Source organism: Streptomyces sp. Root1310 (genome assembly GCF_001426425.1).
Lineage (GTDB): Bacteria > Actinomycetota > Actinomycetes > Streptomycetales > Streptomycetaceae > Streptomyces.
In genome coordinates this window covers 226,236-246,977 of sequence record NZ_LMEQ01000030.1, presented here as the reverse complement: position 1 = coordinate 246,977, position 20,742 = coordinate 226,236, and the positions used below count along the sequence as shown (strand labels likewise).

At 71.7% G+C, this 20,742-nt stretch carries 20 protein-coding genes and 1 pseudogene; 11 read left to right on the top strand and 10 right to left on the bottom strand.

The window, feature by feature from the left end; translation table 11 throughout:
• Positions 1-25 precede the first annotated feature (25 nt).
• Positions 26-1,267, top strand: a complete 1,242-nt coding sequence (locus ASD48_RS28325) for an NAD(P)/FAD-dependent oxidoreductase (RefSeq protein WP_057604572.1) — start codon at positions 26-28, stop codon at positions 1,265-1,267.
• A 50-nt stretch (positions 1,268-1,317) separates the two neighbouring features.
• Here the strand turns inward: ASD48_RS28325 and ASD48_RS28320 are convergent, their stop codons facing one another.
• On the bottom strand, positions 1,318-2,220 hold the full coding sequence (locus ASD48_RS28320; RefSeq protein ID WP_057604571.1) for an NAD-dependent protein deacetylase: 903 nt from the start codon (positions 2,218-2,220) through the stop codon (positions 1,318-1,320).
• A 390-nt stretch (positions 2,221-2,610) separates the two neighbouring features.
• On the opposite strand from ASD48_RS28320, the gene ASD48_RS28315 reads away from it, so the two are divergent.
• From ASD48_RS28315 to ASD48_RS28305, 4 genes are all read left to right on the top strand, one after another.
• Positions 2,611-3,987: an MFS transporter gene (locus ASD48_RS28315; RefSeq protein ID WP_057604570.1), complete on the top strand. Its 1,377-nt coding sequence runs from the start codon at positions 2,611-2,613 to the stop codon at positions 3,985-3,987.
• Between the two features lie 353 nt (positions 3,988-4,340).
• Positions 4,341-4,619: a GlsB/YeaQ/YmgE family stress response membrane protein gene (locus ASD48_RS28310; protein WP_057604569.1), complete on the top strand. Its 279-nt coding sequence runs from the start codon at positions 4,341-4,343 to the stop codon at positions 4,617-4,619.
• A 144-nt stretch (positions 4,620-4,763) separates the two neighbouring features.
• Positions 4,764-4,904, top strand: a complete 141-nt coding sequence (locus tag ASD48_RS45020; RefSeq protein ID WP_206780420.1) for a hypothetical protein — start codon at positions 4,764-4,766, stop codon at positions 4,902-4,904.
• 81 nt (positions 4,905-4,985) lie between these two features.
• Positions 4,986-6,086, top strand: a complete 1,101-nt coding sequence (locus ASD48_RS28305; RefSeq protein ID WP_057604568.1) for an AI-2E family transporter — start codon at positions 4,986-4,988, stop codon at positions 6,084-6,086.
• A gap of 408 nt (positions 6,087-6,494) precedes the next feature.
• Here the strand turns inward: ASD48_RS28305 and ASD48_RS28300 are convergent, their stop codons facing one another.
• The 4 genes from ASD48_RS28300 to ASD48_RS28285 all read right to left on the bottom strand — a co-directional run bounded on the left by ASD48_RS28300 (position 6,495) and on the right by ASD48_RS28285 (position 10,446).
• Complete coding sequence (locus tag ASD48_RS28300) at positions 6,495-6,995, bottom strand: hemerythrin domain-containing protein (RefSeq protein ID WP_057605025.1); 501 nt, start codon at positions 6,993-6,995, stop codon at positions 6,495-6,497.
• A gap of 141 nt (positions 6,996-7,136) precedes the next feature.
• A complete protein-coding gene (locus tag ASD48_RS28295) occupies positions 7,137-8,330 on the bottom strand; it encodes an acyl-CoA dehydrogenase family protein (protein WP_057604567.1) in 1,194 nt (397 codons plus the stop codon).
• A gap of 145 nt (positions 8,331-8,475) precedes the next feature.
• Positions 8,476-9,513: a DUF2332 domain-containing protein gene (locus ASD48_RS28290; protein WP_199875993.1), complete on the bottom strand. Its 1,038-nt coding sequence runs from the start codon at positions 9,511-9,513 to the stop codon at positions 8,476-8,478.
• A 144-nt stretch (positions 9,514-9,657) separates the two neighbouring features.
• Entirely contained in the window at positions 9,658-10,446 is a 789-nt protein-coding gene (locus ASD48_RS28285; RefSeq protein ID WP_057604565.1) for an alpha/beta fold hydrolase, read from the bottom strand.
• 258 nt (positions 10,447-10,704) lie between these two features.
• On the opposite strand from ASD48_RS28285, the gene ASD48_RS28280 reads away from it, so the two are divergent.
• Both ASD48_RS28280 and ASD48_RS28275 read left to right on the top strand, forming a co-directional pair.
• The gene (locus ASD48_RS28280) at positions 10,705-11,946 is read left to right on the top strand and encodes a DUF2993 domain-containing protein (protein WP_057604564.1); all 1,242 of its coding nucleotides are present in this window, start codon (positions 10,705-10,707) and stop codon (positions 11,944-11,946) included.
• A gap of 418 nt (positions 11,947-12,364) precedes the next feature.
• On the top strand, positions 12,365-12,898 hold the full coding sequence (locus tag ASD48_RS28275; protein WP_057605024.1) for an AAA family ATPase: 534 nt from the start codon (positions 12,365-12,367) through the stop codon (positions 12,896-12,898).
• Between the two features lie 41 nt (positions 12,899-12,939).
• Here ASD48_RS28275 and ASD48_RS28270 read toward each other — a convergent pair.
• Together ASD48_RS28270 and ASD48_RS28265 are read right to left on the bottom strand one after the other, a co-directional pair.
• A pseudogene (locus tag ASD48_RS28270) lies at positions 12,940-13,245 on the bottom strand (alcohol dehydrogenase catalytic domain-containing protein); the annotation flags it as partial.
• Positions 13,246-13,359: 114 nt separating this feature from the next.
• Complete coding sequence (locus ASD48_RS28265) at positions 13,360-13,764, bottom strand: cupin domain-containing protein (RefSeq protein ID WP_057604562.1); 405 nt, start codon at positions 13,762-13,764, stop codon at positions 13,360-13,362.
• A 393-nt stretch (positions 13,765-14,157) separates the two neighbouring features.
• Here ASD48_RS28265 and ASD48_RS28260 point away from each other — a divergent pair, with 393 nt between their 5' ends.
• Positions 14,158-15,063, top strand: coding sequence for a helix-turn-helix transcriptional regulator (locus ASD48_RS28260; protein ID WP_057604561.1), 906 nt, complete (start codon positions 14,158-14,160; stop codon positions 15,061-15,063).
• Positions 15,064-15,126: 63 nt separating this feature from the next.
• Here the strand turns inward: ASD48_RS28260 and ASD48_RS28255 are convergent, their stop codons facing one another.
• A complete protein-coding gene (locus ASD48_RS28255) occupies positions 15,127-15,987 on the bottom strand; it encodes an oxygenase MpaB family protein (protein WP_057604560.1) in 861 nt (286 codons plus the stop codon).
• Between the two features lie 265 nt (positions 15,988-16,252).
• Here ASD48_RS28255 and arsM point away from each other — a divergent pair, with 265 nt between their 5' ends.
• Both arsM and ASD48_RS28245 read left to right on the top strand, forming a co-directional pair.
• Complete coding sequence (arsM, locus tag ASD48_RS28250; protein ID WP_057604559.1) at positions 16,253-17,191, top strand: arsenite methyltransferase; 939 nt, start codon at positions 16,253-16,255, stop codon at positions 17,189-17,191.
• Between the two features lie 249 nt (positions 17,192-17,440).
• Positions 17,441-18,121, top strand: coding sequence for a pyridoxamine 5'-phosphate oxidase family protein (locus ASD48_RS28245; protein ID WP_057604558.1), 681 nt, complete (start codon positions 17,441-17,443; stop codon positions 18,119-18,121).
• Between the two features lie 25 nt (positions 18,122-18,146).
• On the opposite strand, the gene ASD48_RS28240 is transcribed toward ASD48_RS28245, so the two are convergent.
• On the bottom strand, positions 18,147-18,596 hold the full coding sequence (locus ASD48_RS28240; RefSeq protein WP_057604557.1) for a hypothetical protein: 450 nt from the start codon (positions 18,594-18,596) through the stop codon (positions 18,147-18,149).
• 450 nt (positions 18,597-19,046) lie between these two features.
• Here ASD48_RS28240 and ASD48_RS28235 point away from each other — a divergent pair, with 450 nt between their 5' ends.
• Complete coding sequence (locus ASD48_RS28235) at positions 19,047-19,871, top strand: methyltransferase (RefSeq protein ID WP_057604556.1); 825 nt, start codon at positions 19,047-19,049, stop codon at positions 19,869-19,871.
• A gap of 103 nt (positions 19,872-19,974) precedes the next feature.
• On the opposite strand, the gene ASD48_RS28230 is transcribed toward ASD48_RS28235, so the two are convergent.
• Entirely contained in the window at positions 19,975-20,664 is a 690-nt protein-coding gene (locus ASD48_RS28230) for a M24 family metallopeptidase (RefSeq protein ID WP_057604555.1), read from the bottom strand.
• Positions 20,665-20,742 lie beyond the last annotated feature (78 nt).

The window sequence follows — 20,742 nt, the reverse complement described above, 5'->3', positions numbered from 1 at the left end:
TGAAAGGTGATGGAGGGAAGTCAACGTGACCGCAACCGAACGATCATCGGACGTCGTGGTGATCGGAGCAGGCGTCGCCGGCCTCGCCTGTGCTCAGGACCTGCTGGCCGCCGGCGTCGGCGTGCGCATCCTGGAAGCCTCCGACGAGGTCGGTGGCCGGATGCGCTCCGACCGGGTGGACGGCTTCGTGATCGACCGCGGCTTCCAGGTCTTCAACCCGTCCTACCCGCAGGTCCGGCGACGCCTGACCGGTGACGGGCTGGACCTACGTCCCTTCGACCGGGGCGTCCTCATCCACACCGACAAGGGCAGGCGCCGCCTGACCGACCCCCGCGCCCACCCGTCCACGCTCGTCGACCTCCTGTCGGGAAGGCTCGCGGGACCGCGCGATCTGGCGGCGCTGGGCGCCCTCGCGGCCTCGGACGCGGTGGCCCCGCCGCACCGCCTGAAGCGGCGGCCAGATCGCAGCACGCGCCAGGCCCTTGCCGACGCGGGCTTCACCGACGCGTTCGTCGAGCGCTTCTTCCTGCCCTTCCTGTCCGGGGTGTTCCTCGAAGACCGGCTGGAGACGTCCGCCCGGGTCTTCCATCTCGTGTGGCGCAGCATGCTGCGCGGCACCCAGAGCCTGCCCGCCGCGGGTATCGGTGCGGTGCCTCTCGCCCTGGCGGCGTCGCTGCCGAAGGGCACCGTGCGACGGGAGACACCGGTCGGGCGTCTGACGGACGACGGAGTGGAGACCACCGCCCGCGAACTCGTCCCGGCGCGCGCCGTGGTGGTGGCCACCGGACCGGGACCGGCCGGGACCCTCCTGCCCGGTGTCACCGTGCCCGCGTACCGCGCGGTGACGACCTATTACCACGCCATGCCGGGCCCGCCGCTGGACGAGCCCACTCTGCTGGTGGACACCCGGCGCCGCTTCCTCAACACGTGTGTGCTGAGCAATGTGGCGGCCTCGTACGCGCCCGACGGCCGGGCACTCGTGGCCACCTCGGTGCTCGGCGCGGACACCGAAGGCCGGGAACGCGCGCTGCGCGCGGCGCTGAGCGAGGTATACGACACCGATGCCGACCGCTGGGACCTGCTGACCGTCCGTACGGTCCCCGACGCGTTGCCCGCGATGGCGCCCCCTCAGGAACTCAGCCGCACGACCCGGGTAGCCCGAGGCAGATACGTGTGCGGTGACCACCGGGCCACGGGCTCGGTCCAAGGGGCGATGGCCTCGGGTGCGCGCGCCGCCAGAGAAGTGCTGCGCGACCTCGGCAGGTAGCACCCGCGGAAGGACCGAAGAGCGGACCCGCCACGCTCGCCGTCACGGTCCTACGCGGGCGCCCCCTGTTCGTCGAGCGGGATGCCCAGCCGGGCGGCCACGGTGGTGAGCGTCGGCCCCAAGGGGAGCGCGACCCGGGTGACGGCGTGCTGGTCGCCCCGGGTCGGGTCCCGGTTGACGATCAGCACGGGTTTCCCGGCCTGGCCCGCCTGGCGGACGAACCGAAGTCCGGACATCACCGTCAGCGAGGAGCCCAGGACCAGCAGCGAAGCCGCCTCGCGGACCAGCGCGCGGCAGTGCTCCACGCGCGGCGGCGGAACGGTCTCGCCGAAGAACACGACGTCCGGTTTGAGGATGCCGCCGCAGACCGTGCAGGGCAGCACCCGAAAGTCCCCCACCTGTTCGTCGGTGAGGTCGGCGTCCCCGTCCGGGTTGATCGCCGCCGCCACGGGTTCGAAGTCCGCGTTGGCCTCCGCCAGCCGCCGGGCGAGCTCGTGACGCGGACTGAAGGCACCGCAGGAGAGGCAGACGACCCGGCCCAGGCTCCCGTGGAGTTCCACGACGTCCTCGCTGCCCGCGGCCTGGTGCAAGCCGTCGACGTTCTGGGTGATCAGGCCCGAGAGCAGTCCGTGCCGCGCGAACGCGGCCACCGCCCGGTGACCGGCATTGGGCCGGGCACGCCCGAAGGTGCGCCATCCGAGGTGGCTGCGCGCCCAGTACCGCCGCCGGGCCCGGGCATCGGAGGTGAAGTCCTGGTAGGTCATCGGGGTGTGCCGGCTCAGGCTCCCGCCCTCGCCCCGGTAGTCGGGGATGCCCGACTCCGTGGAGATGCCGGCCCCGCTGAGCACCAGCACACCACCGGCGCCCAGCGCGTCGACGACCCGCTCCGGATCGGTCGTCCCCGGCGGCAGGTCCTCCGCGGGGGTCCAGCTCAGAGTGGGGCGCATGCGCATGCCGCCAGGGTACGGAACAGGCCGCCTTCGGTGTCCGTGTGCCGCCTTCGGTGTCCGTGCCCGAGCCCTTGCCCGAGCCCGCATCCGCGTACGGGCCCGAGCCCGCGTCAGCGTCCGCGTAGGTGACCGGGCCGCGGTCCCGGGTTCCCTCGGCCCGGTGAGGCGGTTCGGTTGCGTGCGCGGGACGCGAGATGGGTCACACCATGATCCCGTGAAGTGCCCTCCGGAGCGGCGCTACGGGCCTGCCCACAGCACATTTACGTGCAGCATGCAGCGAAGTGCGCACAGCCCGTGAGGGGGACATGTCCGCCTATCGTCGCTCTTTGGCCTGCCGCCGGCGCCGTCGAGCAGACCCGTCCCTGCCCCCGACGAAAGTAGGCGAGCGAAGCTTTGCCGAGTGCCACAGTCGCCTCTCCACCGCCGTCCCTCCCGACCGTCCCGAAGAACGCCACCGTCCCCGAGAACGCCACCACCACGGACCCCGCACTGGTGAAACGCGCGGTGCGGGCCGCCGCGCTGGGCAACGCGATGGAATGGTTCGACTTCGGCGTCTACAGCTACATCGCGGTCACCCTGGGCAAGGTCTTCTTCCCGTCCGGGAACCCGACCACCCAGCTGCTCTCCACCTTCGGCGCCTTCGCCGCCGCCTTCCTGGTCCGACCGATCGGCGGCATGGTCTTCGGGCCGCTCGGCGACCGCGTCGGCCGTCAGAAGGTGCTGGCCCTCACCATGATCCTGATGGCCGCGGGCACCTTCGCCATCGGCCTCATCCCGTCATACGCGTCGATCGGCGTCGGAGCCCCGGTGCTCCTGCTGGCAGCCCGCCTGGTGCAGGGCTTCTCCACCGGCGGCGAGTACGCGGGCGCCTCCACCTTCATCGCCGAGTACGCACCCGACAAGCGGCGCGGCTTCCTCGGCAGCTGGCTGGAGTTCGGCACGCTCGCCGGGTACATCGGCGGCGCCGGTCTGGTCACGGTGATGACCGCCCTGCTGTCCACGGAGGACCTGCTGAGCTGGGGCTGGCGCATCCCGTTCCTGATCGCGGGCCCGATGGGCATCGTCGGCCTGTACCTGCGGATGCGGCTGGAGGAGACCCCGGCGTTCGCGGCCGAGATCGAGAAGGCCGAGTCGAACCGCCCGAAGGTGCCGCTGCGCCGGATGGTCGTGGGCCAGTGGCGGGCGCTGCTGCTCTGTGTCGGCCTGGTGCTGGTCTTCAACGTCACCGACTACATGCTGCTGTCGTACATGCCGAGCTATCTGACCGGTGAGCTCCACTACGACGAGACGCACGGCCTGCTCGTCGTACTCGGCGTGATGGCCGTGATGATGATCGTCCAGCCCTTCGCGGGAGCCCTGACGGACCGTGTGGGCCGCCGACCGGTGATCGCCGCGGGCTGTGCGGGATTCCTGCTGCTGTCCGTCCCCGCCCTGCTGCTGATCCGCCAGGGCAGCCTGTTCGCGGTCGCGCTCGGCATGGGCGCGCTGGGCCTGCTGCTGGTCTGCTTCACCGCGGCGATGCCGGCCGCCCTGCCGGCGCTGTTCCCGACGAAGGTCCGTTACGGATCGCTGTCGATCGGCTTCAACGTCTCCGTGTCGCTCTTCGGCGGCACCACCCCGCTGGTGGTGACCGCCCTGATCGGGGCGACCGGGAACATGATGATGCCCGCCTACTACATGATGGCCGCGGCCGTCATCGGTGGTGTGGCGGTGTGGTTCATGGCCGAGTCGGCGGGGCGCCCGCTGCCGGGCTCGGCACCCTCGCTGTAGAGCCGAGGACCTCGGACCGCTCACCCGGGACACCGGGCGCCGGCTGTCGGGGCCCTGACGGTCCGCCGGCCGTCGAAGCCGTGACCGGCCGCCGGTCTTCGCGGCTCCGACAGTCCACCGGCCGTCGGAGCCTTGAGAGTCCGGCGGCCGGACCGGGGGAGGCGGCCGCGCGGAGCGTGTCGCCACCACAGGCACCCGCGTCGCGCCGGCGCCTCCCGCCCCGCCCTCCCCGTCGTCGAAGCCGGGTCGTCTCTCCTCGTCCCACCAAGTATTCGCCATAGACGTTTGTTCGAAGGCAAATGGTGCACACGAGAAACTGACACTGTCTTTACACGACGAAGCGGAGAGACACCATGGGCATCATCGCGTGGATCGTGATCGGTCTGCTCGCCGGCGCCATCGCCAAGGCCTTGATGCCGGGCAAGGACCCCGGCGGCATCATCATCACCATGCTCATCGGCATCGCCGGCGGTCTGCTCGGCGGCTGGCTCGGCAAGGTGATCTTCGGAGTCGACTCCATCGACGGGTTCTTCGACCTCTCCACCTGGATCGCCGCGATCGTAGGCTCCTTCATCCTGCTCGCCCTCTACCGCCTCGTCACGGGCAACCGGCGTTCGCACCGCCACGCGTGAACCGCCGACGTCGTAGACGGCAAGGCATCCGAACGGCTCCTACCCTGTCCTCAGGGGTGGGAGCCGTCGGCGTTGATGCGCCTGCCGGCCGAACGACACGCAGCGCACCCTCCCCCCTCGCCGACCGGGCGCCGGGCGTGATGCGTGAAGGGTTCTGACGCCACGGTGGCCGCGGTCGGCACGGTGGCCGCGGTCGGCGCGGTCGGCGCGGTCGGCGCGGTCGGCGCGGCAGAGGACCTCGCCCAGGGGGCAGTTCGGCAAGACGCCGTGATCCGGCCGCGGTGAGGTGCGGCGGTCCTACCGGCCTTCGGGGGAACTTCGGGGCTCCGCCGCTCCCGGACGGTCGGCGAGTGGTACGGGCATGAGATGCCCACACCCCCCGATCAGCCCGCCTTGCCGCTCGAACGTCCGGGCAGCGGGGAGCCGCACGTACCGGGTCTGCTGCGGACCGCGGCCGCGTACGCGTGGCGGATCATCGCCGTCGGCGTCGTCGTCCACGTCACCTTCTCCGTGCTCGGGCAGTTCCACCGGATCGCCGTCGCCGTCTTCCTGGGGCTGGTCATCACCGCCGTACTCCGCCCCGTGGCCGGGCTCCTCGCCCGCTTCATGCCCCGGCCGCTCGCGGTCGCCGTGGCACTCATCGGCGGCATCGTCCTCGTTCTCGGCGCGCTGGCCCTGGTGGGTGAGACCGCGGCGGACCAGCGCAGTGGGCTGGAGAAGGAGTTCGTCACGGGGATCGACCGCATCGAACGCCAGCTGGAGGAGCCTCCCTTCCGGCTTCCCCCGGACGCGTTCGACGATCTCCAGTCCCGGATCGGCAAGCTGCTGTCGAGCCACCGTTCCACCCTCATCAGCACGGCGCTCAGCGGCGCGAGCCGCCTGATCGAGGTGCTGACCGTGCTCGCCCTGGCCGTGTTCTGCGCGGTCTTCTTCACCTACTCCGGCGACCGGCAATGGCAGTGGGTGTGCGACCAGCTCCACGAAGGGGCACGGCGGCAGGTCACGGTCGCGGGGCGGGCCGCCTGGCGGACCTTCACCGGCTACACGCACGGCATCCTGCTGGTGGCCGCGACCAACGCGGTGCTCGTGGGTATCGCGCTGTTCGCCCTGGGGGTGCCCCTGGCGGTGCCGTTGGCGCTGCTGGAGTTCCTGGCCGCGTTCATCCCGCTGATCGGCTCGCCGATCGCCCTGGCGATCGCGGCCGTTGTCGCACTCGCGTCGAAGGGAGCGGTCATCGCCCTGGTGGTCGTGGCCCTGATCGTGGTCATCGGCCAGATCGAGGGCCACCTCCTGCACCCCCTCGTGATGAGCTGGGCCGTCCGGTTGCACCCGGTGGTGGTCGCGCTGGCGGTCGTCGGCGGAGCGGTCGCGGCGGGGGTGATCGGCGCCGTGGTCGCCGTACCGCTGGTGGCCGTGGTGTGGTCCGTGTACCAGGCCCTGCGCACGCGTGCCGACGGCCCGGAATGAGGCGAACTCCGTGCCGGGGGCTCCGCACGGCCGAGGCCTGCCGGCAGCCCGGCGCCGTCGGCGGACGGCGAAGGCACCGGCCGGCGAGCGGCCGCGCGCCGAGTCTCCGCCCAGCCCGGCAGCGACCGGCCCGAAATCCCCCGGCTGCGGCCCGAGATCCCCCGGCTCCGGCGCGCTCTCCGCCGGGCGCCACCGGTCCGCGGGCATCCCCGATACGCGGCATCCGGGATCCGCAGGCGCCAGGGATCCGCGGGCGTCCGTCGCGCGGCGCGATGGTTCGCGGCCGGCGAGCCGAAGCGTCAGTGGCTCCCGCGAGGGCTTGCCGGCCGCGATCAGAGGTCATGCGACGAGTCGCGATCCGAGGTCGCGCGAGGAGGAGCGGTAAGGAGCAGCGGTCAGGAGCCGCGATCAGGAGCCGACGATACGGCGCACATTCTCCACAGCGCCGCAGCCGGCCTTCAGCTGACGCCCCCTCTCCTCCAGGAACGCCTCGCCCAGCTCCTCCCGTCGCTCCATGGCGACGTTCTCACGGGCGCCGTTGAGGATCGTGCGCTCCTCCTCGTCGGTGTGGTGGGCGATCGCCTCGACGAGCTCTTCCAGCTTCTCGTCCCACTCGTCCGAGCCGACCTCGTCGACCTCCAGGAGCTCGAGGAGCGCCTTGTTGCCCTCTTCGTGCTCCTCCTCGCCGTGCTCGACCTCTTCGTCCTCGATCTTCTTGAAACGCTTGAGGGCGGGGTACACCTTCGCTTCTTCCGCCAGCGCGTGCGCGATCAGCAGATCGGCGAACTCCCGCAGGGCGGCTGCCCGGTCGGCTTCCACGCTGCGCATCAGCCGGAAGAGATCCTCCATCCTTCGGTGATCCTCGAGAATGAGTGCAACGACGTCTCGCGTGTCAGGCGTGTCAGGCATGTCGGCCATGGGAGCGGGCTTCACTTTCGTACGAGGAACCTGGGGCAGATCCGAGTACCCCGACCGGCCGTTTTCACCGATCCCTGAACGTTTTCACCGATCCCTGCGCCGATGCGTCCTCGGCGCCGCTCCCCCGGCCGATCAGACGAAGGCGCTCTGCCCGGTGATCGCCTTCCCGACGATCAGCGTGTTCATCTCCCTGGTGCCTTCGAACGAGTAGATGGCCTCCGCATCCGCGAAGAAGCGCGCCACGTCGTACTCCAGGACGATGCCGTTGCCCCCGAAGATCTCCCGGGACCAGGCGACGACCTCGCGCATACGGGCGGTGACGTGGGCCTTGGCCAGGGACGAGTGCTCGTCCCGGAACACCCCCGCGTCCTGCAACGCGGCGAGCCGGTGCAGCATGCCCCAGCTCGAAGTGATGTTGCCCAAGCTCTTCACCAGGAGGTCCTGCACGAGCTGGAAGCCCGCGAGCGGACGGCCGAACTGCTGCCTCTGCGTGGCGTAGCGCAGCGCCAGCTCGTACGCGCCGATCATGACACCGAGGGCCTGCCAGGCGACTCCACTGCGCGTGGCGCGCAGGACCTCCGCGACGTCACGGAAGGAGGACGCGTTCTGAAGCCGGTCGCTTTCCGGCACCCGGACGTCGGTGAGCGTGACGTCCGCGTTCTCGACGATGCGCAGCGACGTCTTGTGGGCGATCTTCTCCGCCTTGAATCCCGGTGTGCCCTTGTCTACGACGAATCCCTTGACCTGGTCGTCGTCGACATCGCGGGCCCAGACGACGACGTGGTCGGCGAAGGTGGCGTTGCCGATCCAGCGCTTGGCGCCGTCGAGCACCCAGGTGTCGCCGTCCCGCCGGGCGGTGGTCTGCATGCCGGCCGCGATGTCGGAGCCGTCGAGCGGCTCCGTGAGGGCGAACGCCCCGATGGTGTCCATCCTCGCCATGCCGGGCAGCCAGCGGTCGCGCTGGGCCTGGTCGCCGCAGGCGTGGATCGCGTACATGGCGAGTCCGTTGTGGACGCCGAAGAAGGTGGCGACCGAAGCGTCGACCCGGCTCATCTCCATCGCCATCATCCCGGTCAGCAGATGGCCGGCGGCGGGTCCGTGGTCGCCATAGCCTTCGTACGACAGTCCGACCAGTCCACTCTCTCGGAAACGACTGATCAGCTCCATGGGGAAGGTGCCGTCGGCCCAGTGCTCGGCCACGAGGGGCTGGACCTCGTCGCGCATGAACGCCCTCGTCCTGAGCAGGACCTTGCGCTCCTCCTCCGTGAGAGCGGACTCGAAGTCGTAGAAGTCGGCCAGGTTCTGCTGTTCCGTGAGTGAAGTCATGGGGCCCTTCTTCCACGGTTGTGCCGAGCAATGCACGCTGCGGACGTCGTCGCCCACGGGCGTCGGGCCTGGGCCGCAACACCGCCGGGCGCTCATCCGGAGCCGTTCAGGTGTCGCCTTCGGTTTGCGGTCCGAGCGCCCGAAATCAGGACCCCGCCAGCCACGCCAGCAGGCGACCGCGCGACCAGCAGCGGCCGACGGCCTCGGAGCGCACGGCCGGTCCGTCGAGGACGACCAGGCCGATGATGCTGTGACCGGAGGCGCGGCGGTCGCCGAGCGTCGGTACCGTCGGCGCGACTCCGACCCCTTCCGCCGACACCCACGCCACCGGCCGGTCGACCGCCGCCTCGCAGAGCCGGTGCAGGAAGCGCGGACGGCTCTCGAGCGGGAACCGCGACAGGGCCCACGTCGTGGTGACGACCGGCAGAACGTCCGCGGGCACCCGGGCGAGGGCGTCGGGCAGCACCTCGACGGCGTCGCCTCGCAGCAGCAGCGGAGGGGCTGTCGCCGCCAACGCCATCTCGGCTTCGAGCCTCGCGGCCCGCTCCGGTTGATCGGGCGGGAGGCAGGCGCGCAGCCATCGGGCGTCGTCCGTGTCCGTCACGTCGACCGGATCGAGGTCGACGCCGACGCGGGCGACGACCTCGGGCATCGCCCGTGTCGGGACGGGCCGGTCTCCCACGACCGACGACGACAGCTGGACGGGGGACGACGGGTCGCCCAGCGAGCGTCCGTCGCCGTACGAGATGCCGACGCGATCGACCTGCAGATTCAGGGCGGCCGAGCGGCCCACGTCGATCAGACCCACCGTGTGCGCCCCTACCCGGCGGGCCGCCTCGGCGATGGCCGGATACAGCACCGCGGAGCGTCCGGTCTCGTCGGCCCGCGTCTGCCGGCGCGCGGCGATCGCCACGACCGGGCCGGTCATGCGCAGCAGCGTGTCGATCGCCGCGTCGGCGGCGGCGTCGCCGTCCGCCGACGCGTAGGCCGCGGCGAGCGCCGGGGCGCGTCCGGCGAGGGCGAGGTCGTGCAGCGCGGCGAGGATCAGTGCGGGGTGCCGCTTGCGCGCCGGTGCTGTCCGGATGGCGTCCAGCGCCTCGTCGGACTCGCTCAGGGCGACGGCGACGCGCTCGTACAGCGGCGATGTCCCGGCGGCGTCGACCTCACCGAAGTGCCGGTACACCTGAGCGAGTGTCCTGGTCCTACCCACGGCCGCGGCCCGCGCTTCCCGCGGTCGGTCCCGGCATCCGGATGATCCTCACCGGCGAACTCCCCCTGGCCCAGGCATGATCACGGTCACGGTCACACGTGCGACGGCCCGACTCCGTCACCGGGGCGGCGCCGTGGTGAGGAAGTCCAGGACGAGCGGGCTCGCGACGGCTCGGAACTCCTCGAAGTAGGCGTGCCGCGCTCCGGAGATCATGTGCAGCCGGGCGCCGGGAATGCGCTCCGCGAGCAGAGGCGCGTTGGCGGCGGGGTTGAGCAGGTCGTCGCTGCCGTGCACGACCAGGGTGGGTGCGCTGATGGCGGGCAGGAGGTCCCAGGCGTCGTGCTGGTTGCTGGCCACCAGGTGGCGACGCTGGGCATGCGGGGGCATGGCCGGGTCGCCGAGCGTCCGATGGGGGCCGGGGTGTGTCGCGAGCCAGCCCGGGGTGTACATCAGATCGAGCAAGGCCTGCCGGGCCGCGCCGGGTTGGGGTTGTACCAGCGACCTGCGCACGTCGTTGTCGCGTTCGACGGCGTGCGGGCCGCCGGGCGACGTGCAGCCGAGCACCAGGGCGCGCACACGCTCCGGACGGCGGGCCGCGAGCTGCTGACCCACGCGTCCGCCCATGGACGTGCCGTAGACGTCGGCCCGGTCGATGCCGAGTTCGTCGAGCACCGCGATCACGTCCTGCGCGAAGAGCTCGGTGCTGTAGGGGGTGTCGGGCTTGTCACTCTCCCCCGTACCGCGGTAGTCGAGCGTGAGGGTGCTGCGTTCGGTGTGGAAGTCGTCGCGCACCCCGTCCCACCAGTGGTGGTTGTTCGCCTGACCCGCCAGCAGAACGAGCGGCGCTCCCTCGCCTCGGACCTGGTAGGCGATACGGACCCCGTCAGGCGTCGTCGTGTGCTGCATCGGCCCTTCCCCAACTCGTCGTACAGCTGCTGCGAGGACTGTATGACCTGCGCACGGCCAGCGGCGACGCGGTCGGGCCCCTACGGCCACGGGGGCTTTCCGGGCGGCCATGGGGGCTTCCCGTACCGGACGGCGAACGCCCCGGCCATGCGACCGATCGGTCCGCCGCGGGGGAACCGGAGATCATTTTCGTGAACTAGGTCGCATACCCGGGGTTCAGCTTGCGGGCGGGGGTGGTGCGCGTGTTCGGATGAGTCGATGCGCACCCCCCACCGCATGGATCCGCATCCCCGTCCCTACGACCGCTCCGAAGCGCCGCACAATCCCTACGAGGAACTCGGCGCCCTCGACGACGGCCCTCTGGACGAGTTCCCGGGCGAGGGCACCGCCGGGCAACGGGCGGAGCAGGAGCCGGAACAGGAGCCCGAGTGGACCCCGCCCGTCCACCGCCGCGGCGGCCGGCGCCGGCGGGGCCGGTTCGCCGGTCTTCCGCTCGCGGTGAAGGCGGTGGTGGGCCTGGTCGTCCTCGCCGCCTTCGTCACCCTCGCCGACCGCTGGGCACTGCTGTACGCCGAGCACAGGGCGGCGGACACCCTCAAGGACCGGATGGACCTGGCCGCGGCGCCCGAGGTGGAGATCGGCGGCTTCCCCTTCCTCACCCAACTCGCCGACAAGCGGCTGGATTCGGTACGGGTGACGGTGCCGGACGTGTCCGCCGACCGGGTGTCGCTGGCGAAGGTGTCGGCCACGGCCCACGACATCCGGCTGGACGCCGACGGGTTCACCTCCGTGCGCGGCGCCCGCATCCCCCGGCTCGACGGTGACGTCCTGCTGTCCTTCGCCGACCTCAACCGCGAACTCGGCGCGTCCCAGGTGATGTTCACCGGGGACGGCCGCGACCGGGTCAGGGCCCGGGGCATCCTGCCGGTCGCAGGGCACGACCTACGACTGCGCGCCGAGGCCACGATCAAGCGACAGGGCGAGCGGGGCATCGGCACACGGATCGGCGGCATACGCCTGGACATCGGGGACCTGGCCACCTACCGCCCCGGCAGGCGCGCCTCGGACGGCCTGCACCTCACCCCGAAAGCGTCCGCCGACCTCGCCCGGGAGACCCGCAAGGCGAAGGCGCTGCTGTCGGTCCCGGCGATCGTGCAGCGACTGGGGGTGCCCAGGGCGACCGCGCGCGAGGCCCTCAGCAACGACGGCAAGCTGGCCGAACTGACCGGCTCCCCGCGCTTCGCCCGCCAGGCCCAGACCCTCAACCTCATCGACCTGGCCCTGGACAACCCCGAGGTGCTCCGCGGGCTGGGTCTCGACCCCGACCTCCTCGACGCCCTGTCCCGGCTCACCCGCCCGGTCCTCGCCGACCGGCTCTCCCTCGCCTTCGAACTGCCGGAGCCCGAGCAGGGGGACATGCGGCTGCGGTACGTCCGGGTGGAGAAGGACGGCATCCGGGTGCGGCTCACGGGTTCGGGGCTGGCCCTGGGCAGCTCGTGATCCGTGTTCGGGTGCGACCGTGAACGCGTACCCGCGCATGCTTCTGATCGCCACGTTTCTCCCCGTCCCCCAGGACACAGGTGTGCGGGACCGTTTCGCGGGCATGCGGGGTGTGGCAGCTGTGATGCCGGGGGCGGCTCTGCCTGGGGAGGTCTGCGCCGCCCCCTCCCCCCTGCCGATCGCGGGGGCAGGCGAGTCCGTCGTCACCGGGCCGGCAGCCCGGATACTGCCGCCCGGAGGGGCAGGCACCACCGTCTCATCGCGCGGCAGGGAGGCCCATCGCGGCGTGCGCCTGCCCAGGGCATGCGATACGGCACCCGCCCGGCGGAGGCCGTACGGCGCCTGCCAGGCGGAGGTCGTACGGTGCCTGTCTCTCGGACGCGGTACGGCAGAGGTGCGGTAAGGCAGCATGAAGCGCATGCTCATCGTCATCGGCGGACTGCCCGGCACCGGCAAGACCACGCTGTCGCGACTGCTGGCCCGACGTATCGGCGCGGTGCACCTGCGCATCGACACGATCGAGCAGGCCATCGTCCGCACCGGACAGGCCCGGCACCCGCTCGGACCGGTGGGCTACGCCGTCGGATACGCCCTGGCCGAGGAGCATCTCCGGCAGGGCCTCACCGTGATCGCGGAATCGGTGAACCCACTGACCGTCACGCGCGACTCCTGGCGGGACGCGGGCCGCGCGGCGGACGTCCCCGTCGTCGAGGTCGAGGTGATCTGCTCGGATCCGGCCGAGCACCGGCACCGTGTCACCTCACGCTCGATCGACATCCCGGACCTGCCGCTGCCCGACTGGCAGCAGGTCCTGAACCGCGACCACGAAGTCTGGGACCGGGAGCACGTCGTCGTCGACACCGCCGGCCAGGACCCGCTGGAGTCCCTCGCCTCACTCGTTCGCCACCTCGATCACCTCATGCCCGGCCCGCACGGTGCCGACCCGAAGTGATCAGGCGGCCGCGGTGTCCGGATCGTCGGGTCAGGGCTTCAGGAAGTCCGGTAGCCGGCGCGGCAGTTCTCGCAGGAGTTGTCGGAGGCCGAGAAGCCGCCGACCACGAACTGGCCGGGCTTGACGGTGGTGACGGCGCTGCCGACCTCCTCCACGACCCCGACGTACTCGTGGCCGATGGGGGACGGTCCGTCGATGGGCTCGGCCCCGCGGTAGGGCCACAGGTCCGAGCCGCACACGCAGGACGCCGACACCCTGATCACGGCATCGGTCGGGTGCAGGATCTTCGGGTCCTCGCGCTCTTCCACCCGAAAGTCACCGGGGGCGTGCATCACGACACCACGCATGGGGTTGCGGTCGGCGAGCGGTCGACGGGCCGGCCGGCTGAGGGACGCCTCTTCTGTCCGGCAGACGACGACCAGTCGTCGCGAGCCCTTCGTCGCTTTCGCGGCGCTCGGCGGTCAGCCGGCGACGGCGGCCGCGTACTCGTCGTCGGTGACCGGCTCCAGCCAGGTGGTTCCGTCGCCGCTGCCGTCACCGACCACCAGGGCGAAGTGGGCCATGAGGGTGGTGCCGGTGGCGCCGTGCCAGTGCTCCTCGGCGGCCGGACACCGGACGGTCTCACCGGCGCTGACGCGGACGACCTTGCCGTCACGGGTGCCCACCAGCCCGACACCGTCGGTGACGTGCAGGACCTGCCCCAGAGCGTGTGCATGCCAGTTGGTGCGGGCGCCGGGGGTGAAGCGCACGAGAGCGGCGGCCAGGCGGGCCGGCTCCGCGGGAGTCGAGATCATGTTGAGGTAGACGTCACCGGTGAAGCGCTCGGCCGGGGCCTTGAGGGTGGGGGTCTCGGTGATGTGTTCCATGGCTTGAATCCTTGATCGAGGGGAGGCGGGCGCGGCGGTGCCGGGACGGTGGCGATGCGCCCTGCCGTGCTGTTCAGACGCTTCGCTCGTCGGCGATCCTCTTGAGCCGGGTGATCGCTGGTCATGGCCTGGGGCCGGCCCGCGTAGAAGGCCAGACCAGTCCCCCAGTCCCATCGAATGTCGGTCGGGACGGCCACCGCGCGGCGGCCGGAACCGGGGGGCCAGCGGGGACCGGAGGGACCCAGCGGGGACCGGAGGGACCGAGCGGGGACCGGTTCCCCGACGGCTGCCACGAACGAGGAAACACGCGGTCGAGGAGGTGGAGAAGGGTCTGCCGTTACCGGTACTGACAGGGCCCCCCACGGGGGTACCGCCCGGCCTAGCCTGGAGTGCGTGAGCACCGAGAGCGACATCCGCGCCTTCCTGGCCTCCCGCCGCGCCAAGATCACCCCGCAGCAGGCCGGTCTGCCAGCCTACGGTGGCAATCGGCGCGTGCCGGGCCTGCGTCGCGAGGAGGTCGCCCTGCTCGCGGGCGTCAGTATCGACTACTACGTCCGCCTGGAGCGCGGCCACCTCGCCGGTGCCTCGGAGGAGGTCCTCGACGCCGTGGCGAACGCCCTCCAGCTGGACGACGCCGAGCGCGCCCATCTCCACGACCTGGCCCGCGCCGCCGCCAAGCGTCCTGTCCGTCGTGCCAGGCGGGCCCGCGGCCCGCTCCCCGACAGCGTCCTGCGCGTCCTGAACTCCATGACCGACTCCCCGGCCTTCATCCGCAACGGCCGGCTGGACATCCTCGCCGTCAACAGCCTCGGCCGCGCCCTGTACTCCCCGTTGTTCACCCATGACGCCGTGCTGCCGGTCAACATCGCCCGCTTCCAGTTCCTCGACCCGGGCGGCCGCGCCTTCTTCCCCGACTGGGAGGGGTCCGTGAACACCACCGTCGCCCTGCTGCGCACCGAAGCCGGGCGGGCCCCGCACGACAGCGACCTGACCGGGCTGGTCGGCGAACTCGTCACCCGCAGCGAGGAGTTCCGCACCGCCTGGGCCAAGCACAACGTGCGCCTGCACCACACCGGCCGCAAGTCCTTCCGCCACCCCGCCGTCGGCGAGATCACCCTCGACTTCGACGCCATGGAACTGCCCGCCCAGCCCGGCCTGACCCTCACCGCCTACAGCAGCGCCCCCGGCACTCCCGACCACGACGCCCTACGGCTGCTCGCCACCTGGGCGGCCACCGAACAGCCTCATCTCACCGGCACCGACGCCGACGCCGACGAGGATCACTCGCGTCGGCGATAGCTTCGGCTTCGGCTTCGGGAAACCGACTCGTGGGGGCCGCCCGCAACACGGGATGACGCGCGATCACGCCGGGCGGGACTCGCGCGGTGGGGTCATGACCCAGCGGATGGTCCGGGTCAGGGCCTGTCCGGTGGGGCGTACGGCGAGATCCTCGACTACCGGCACCCGGGGCAGCCACAGCATGCCCCGGGCCCAGGGCGGGAGCAGCACGACGGCGTTCGCGCCCAGCCCGCCGTAGAAGGGCCGTACGGCGAGGGGCAGGGGCGGCCGGAACAGCAGGAAGCGGGCGGCGGCGCGGGCCTGGGAGGTGGTCCTGAGTTCGGGCCGGTAGGCGGTCAGCCGCTCGCGCAGCTCGCGTCGGTCGCGCGGTGGGTCGCTCACCCCCAGCGCCTCGGCGACCCGCGCGGTGTCGGCGACGTAGGCGTCGTACCCCGCGGCGTCCAGCGGGTGGGCGCCGAAGCGCTCGTGGGCCCGCAGGAAGCTGTCCGTCTCGGCTGCGTGCACCCAGCCGAGCAGGTGCGGATCGGCCGCGTGGTAGGGCACGCCGTCGGCCGTCGTCCCGCGGATCCGCTCATGGATGTGGCGGACGATGTCGACCGCCAGCTGAGCGTCCTCGGCCGTGCCGTAGGTCGTGACGGCGAGAAAGGTGCTGGTGCGTTGCAGTCGGCCCCACGGGTCTCCGCGGTATCCGGAATGCCCGGCCACCGCCGCCATGGCGAGCGGGTGCAGGGACTGCAGCAGCAGCGCGCTCAGCCCACCGATGAACATCGAGGCGTCCCCGTGGACCACCCGGATCGGGCGGTCCGGTTCGAACCAGCGCGGCCCGGGGGTGTGGTGGATGCGGGCACGTGTCGCCGGTCCGTCGGGCCCGGCCACGCGGCGGAACAGGGCCCGGCCCAGCCGCTCACGGACTACGGTCAGCACGGTCGACCTCCCCTCTCCTGTTGTCCAGTGTCCGCGATGGCGCCCGGATCCGGGCAGGGCGGCGGGTCCGCGAGCACCCTCGCTCTCCTCGTCGAGAGGGGCGGCGGCGAGGCACTGGCGGCAGGTGGTGGCCGAGCACCTCACGCTTCTGCTTCGACATTTCTCTATGTTGACGTTTTTCGATTCAAGGCGCAGGCTTGCATCAACGAACATCAATACAGGCCGTTCCGGGGCGCCGCCATGCCCCTTCGTCCAGGAGTGCCTCATGAACGAACAGACCACCGACCTGCGCGAAACCGTCCGTCGGCGCTACGCCGCGGCAGCCTTGAACGTCACCGAGGGCGGCGCCGCCTGTTGCGGCCCCCAGGCGGTCGAGGTCGACGAGAACTTCGGCTCCACCCTGTACGCCGCCGACGAGCGCGACGTCCTGCCGGCCGAGGCGGTGGCCGCCTCCCTCGGCTGCGGCAACCCCACCGCCGTCGCGGAGCTGCGCGAGGGCGAGCGTGTCCTCGACCTCGGTTCCGGCGGCGGCATCGACGTGCTGCTCTCCGCCCGCCGCGTCGGCCCGGCCGGCAAGGCGTACGGGCTGGACATGACCGAGGAGATGCTCTCCCTGGCCCTGGCCAACGCACGGAAGGCGGGCGCGACGAACGTGGAGTTCCTCAAGGGCGACATCGAGGCCATCCCGCTCCCGGCCGACACCATCGACGTGGTGATCTCGAACTGTGTGATCAACCTGTCCGTCGACAAGCCGGCCGTGTTCGCCGAGACCTTCCGCGTACTCAAGCCCGGCGGCCGGATCGGTGTCTCCGATGTCGTCGCCGACGACGCCCTCACCCCCGATCGGCGGGCCGAACGCGGTGACTACGCCGGATGCATTGCGGGCGCGCTCTCTTTCGCCGAATACCGCGCCGGCCTGGAGGCAGCCGGGTTCGGCGAGGTCACGATCACCCCGACCCACTCGGTCGCGGAAGGCATGCACTCCGCGATCGTCCGCGCCACAAAGCCGCTGACGGCCGAACTCCCCACCGGGACAGGGGAGCCGGCTGAGGCGTGCTGCGGGGTCGACGCCTGCTGCACCCCGTCCGAATCCGCTGTCGATGCCGCGCTGACCGTCACCGAGGCAAAAACCGCCGCGGGATGCGCCTGCCGGAACAGTGGGGACGGCACCACGTCACTTTCCGCGGCGCCCAGGCAGGTATAGGCGAGGCGGGTGCCGACCCTTCACACGGGGCCCGGTGGGCCCGCCCGCCCGCGTCTCAGCCCGCGAAGAACGGCTCGTAGGGTTCGCCCTCCGGCGTGAAGACGAGGACGAAGTCCCCTCACCGGACGGGATCACGAGAGCTTCGGTTTCAGTTGAACTCAAGCCATCAGGAAACCGATCCAGTTGCCATCTGGCTTCCCAGTGACGATATCGGTAGCTTCTGACTGCGTACGCAGCGAAAGGACCGACGTGACCGACAGCCCCCTCCCTCCCACCCTGCCGAACACCGACCGCACCCGTCACCGTCGCCTGCGGGAGCAGGGCAGCCTGGACCGCGGCGCACTCGACGCGATCCTGGACGCGGGCTTCGTCTGCCACCTCGGAGTGGTCGTCGACGGGCACCCGATGGTCGTTCCCACCGTCTACGGGAACGACCGGCGGAGCCTCTATTTCCATGGTTCGGTGGCCGGCCGAAGCCTGATCGCCTCGCCCGCGGCCACGGTGTGCGTCACCGTGACGCACATCGACGGCCTCGTCCTCGCCCGGTCGGTGTTCGAACACGGCGTGAACTACCGCAGCGCGATGATCTACGGCGTGCCACGCCTGGTCACGGACCCGGAGGAGAAGCTCGCCGGGCTGCGCTGCCTGACCGAACAGGCCGCACCGGCACAGTGGGACTACGCGCGCCGTCCCAACCGCAAGGAACTGGCGGCGACGGCCCTGCTCGCCCTCTCGCTCGAGGAAGCGTCGGTCAAGATACGCACGGGCGGGCCGGACGACGGGGACGGACACGACGCCGCCCTCGGGATCTGGGCCGGTGTCCTTCCCCTGGTCTCGACCTGGGGCCCGCCCGAGACCGACCCGCTGCTGCCGGCCGGCAGCGCACCGCCCGACCACATCGGGTCCCGCAGCGGCACCCGTCTCGGGTGACCAGCGGACGAACTGTCGCGCCCGGTCAGCAGGCGTCGTACTTCCAGGCGTCGCCCTCCAACGTCCACGGCTGCTTCGTCTGGTCGAACTTGGGCAGGCCCTCCACCTTGTAGGTGGCCCGGCCGAGGTCCCCCGACACGTCGGCCTGCACGTCCGTCACCGCGTGGTCGGATCCGTAGTCCGTCTTCGCCTGCTGCACGACGCCGGCGTACGCGTCCTTGGTGATCTCCTTGGCGCAGCGCGCCGACAGCATGCCGTACGCGGTCTCCGTGTCGCCGGCGAAGTAGGCGGCGGTGTAGACGGCGACGGCGGCCTTGAGGTCGTCGCCTTCGTGGTCCGCCGGAACGCTGACCGTGGGCTCGGCGGCGGGTGTACCGCTGTCGCTCGCGGCCGGGGTTTCGTCGGACGAGGAGCAGGCGGTGAGCGCGGCGAGGAGCAGGGCCGCGGTGGCGATCGTGGTTGCGCGGGTGCGCATGGTGTCCCCCCTGGACGGTGATGCCAAAAAGGGCATGGTGCCATGGCCGGGACGGGCGACGGCAGCGCGGGGGGAGTTTCGGCGGGGCCCTGTGACAGGTCCGCCATGGGGATGTGACAGTCGGGCCTGTCCGGCCTCGGCGGCCATCAGCAGCCTCAGGGCGCGCTCGTCGGGCAGTACGAGGGCAGCCGCGGAACCGCCTGCCACGGGGGTGCGGGCGCGTCCCCCTCCCCCACGGCCGATCGGCTCAGGCACGGCGCGCCTCGGTCGTGGGGGCTGCCGCCCGTAGAAGATCGGTGGGGTGGCGGCCTCGACGGTCGCCCGGCCCGCCCCCACCGTGTGAAGAGGTCCGGTCATGAAACCGTTCGACGACCCGCTGTGCCGGCCGCCTGCCGACCGGGCACCGGCAGGTGACCCGGTCCGCACCCCCGACGTCGTACCGAGCGCGACGTGAGCGGCGCCGCGCGCGGGGACGCGCCGGACGGTGGCCGCTACGGCGAGGCCGTCTTCCGTCCCGAACAGGCGGGCGAGGCCGAGCGCATCGACTTCGGCGCCCTCGCCTACGACGACACCACCATGGCGCGACTGCGGGCCCTCGGGGTCGGACCGGGCTGGCACTGCCTCGACGTCGGCGCAGGCACGGGCACGGTCTCCCGCCGACTGCTGGAGGAAGCCGGGGTGGCGAGTGTGCTCGCCGTGGACCGCGACGTACGCTTCCTCGGCGCGCGGCCGGTGCCGGGGCTGGACGTGCTGGAGGTCGACATCAGCGCGCCGGACGCCCTGCCCGGGGTGTTCTCGCTCGTCCACGCCCGCTTCGTGCTGATGCACCTGCCCGAGCGCGACCGCCTGATCAGCGCGCTGGCCGAACTCGTCGCGCCCGGCGGTGTGCTGGTGCTCAGCGACGCGGTCGACCTGACGGGCGACCGGACGCCCGAAACGCCGTACAGCGCGGTGATTCGGGCGATGTGGCAAGGCCTGCGGGCCACCATCGGCACCGACGTCTCCTGGGTGCCCTCGTACCCTCACCTGCTGCGTGAGGCGGGGCTCGGCTCCGTCGCCGCCGAGATCCATGTGCCGCCGCTGCTGCCGGGCAGCCCCATCAGCCGCTTCTGGGCGGACACCTGGGAGCGGAGCCGAGCGGCGATGCTCGCCACCGGCCTCGTCGACGAGGCGGCCGTCGACGAGGCGGTCCGGTACCTCGACTCCGCCGAATGTGCCGCGCTGTCGGCCGGCATGCTCACCGTCTGGGGGTGGAAAGCCGAGGAGAGTGCGTGACGCCCGTCCCCGGATTCGCGCCGGCGCCTACTCCGTCAGCGATTCGTGTGGTTCGGGGGTGGTGAGCGAGTCCGCCGTCGCCCCTCCGTGCGCGATCGGCGGGTCAGAGGGTGAGCAGTTCCTCGTAGAAGCCGCCGAAGCCGTGTTCGCGGTCGACGAGGTGGATCTCGAGGATCCAGTGGCAGCGGCGGCCGGTCTTGTCGGCGCGCCGCAGCGGGGTGTCGTTGGCGGGGGTGATGTACGACTCCGTGTCCGCGCCGTCGATCTTCTCGTGCGGGAACTCCCCCACCAGGTGCCCGGCGTGCCAGCCGCCCAGTTCCCGTCCGGAGCCGGCGGCCAGCCGCTCGACCTCGGCGTACAGCGCCTTCCCGGTGATGCCCGGGTCGGCCTCGAAGAACCGCTTGCCGGCCTCGAAGGCCTTCGGCAGGTCGTCCCGGAGCCGTCGCTTCACCGGGTCGTCCCCGAGGACGAAGGTGCGGCCGAAGTCGGCCTCGTACTCCTCGAAGATCGGCCCGAAGTCGGCGAACACGATGTCGTCCGCGCCGATCACCCGGTCCGGCGGGTTCTCCTTGTACGGCGCCAGCGTGTTCGGGCCGGAGCGGACGATCCGCTTGTGCCAGTGCCGGGTGGTGCCGAAGAGCTCGTTCGCCAGGTCCCGGATGCGGTCACTGACCGCCCGCTCCCCCTGGCCGGCTGCCACGAGCCCGCGCTTGTCGATCTCCGCGAAGAGCCGTGCGGCCTTCGCCTGCGCGTCCAGCAGTCGCGCCGCGCGCGTGGTCTCGTCGTCCGCCATGGAGCCGACCGTAGGAGCAGCGATCGATCTCCGGCAACCGGAAATCCTTGGACGGGGGGCGACTCCACGCCGACGGAC

What these genes read in the sequence shown, in the direction of transcription:
- ASD48_RS28320 (WP_057604571.1), bottom strand. Translation starts at nt 2,220, where the DNA reads ATGCGCATGCGCCCCACTCTGAGCTGGACCCCCGCGGAGGACCTGCCG.
- ASD48_RS28310 (WP_057604569.1), top strand. Translation starts at nt 4,341, where the DNA reads ATGGGCATCATCGCGTGGATCGTGATCGGTCTGCTCGCCGGCGCCATC.
- ASD48_RS28305 (WP_057604568.1), top strand. Translation starts at nt 4,986, where the DNA reads ATGCCCACACCCCCCGATCAGCCCGCCTTGCCGCTCGAACGTCCGGGC.
- ASD48_RS28300 (WP_057605025.1), bottom strand. Translation starts at nt 6,995, where the DNA reads ATGCCTGACACGCCTGACACGCGAGACGTCGTTGCACTCATTCTCGAG.
- ASD48_RS28295 (WP_057604567.1), bottom strand. Translation starts at nt 8,330, where the DNA reads ATGACTTCACTCACGGAACAGCAGAACCTGGCCGACTTCTACGACTTC.
- ASD48_RS28285 (WP_057604565.1), bottom strand. Translation starts at nt 10,446, where the DNA reads ATGCAGCACACGACGACGCCTGACGGGGTCCGTATCGCCTACCAGGTC.
- ASD48_RS28280 (WP_057604564.1), top strand. Translation starts at nt 10,705, where the DNA reads ATGCGCACCCCCCACCGCATGGATCCGCATCCCCGTCCCTACGACCGC.
- ASD48_RS28275 (WP_057605024.1), top strand. Translation starts at nt 12,365, where the DNA reads ATGCTCATCGTCATCGGCGGACTGCCCGGCACCGGCAAGACCACGCTG.
- ASD48_RS28265 (WP_057604562.1), bottom strand. Translation starts at nt 13,764, where the DNA reads ATGGAACACATCACCGAGACCCCCACCCTCAAGGCCCCGGCCGAGCGC.
- arsM (WP_057604559.1), top strand. Translation starts at nt 16,253, where the DNA reads ATGAACGAACAGACCACCGACCTGCGCGAAACCGTCCGTCGGCGCTAC.
- ASD48_RS28240 (WP_057604557.1), bottom strand. Translation starts at nt 18,596, where the DNA reads ATGCGCACCCGCGCAACCACGATCGCCACCGCGGCCCTGCTCCTCGCC.
- ASD48_RS28230 (WP_057604555.1), bottom strand. Translation starts at nt 20,664, where the DNA reads ATGGCGGACGACGAGACCACGCGCGCGGCGCGACTGCTGGACGCGCAG.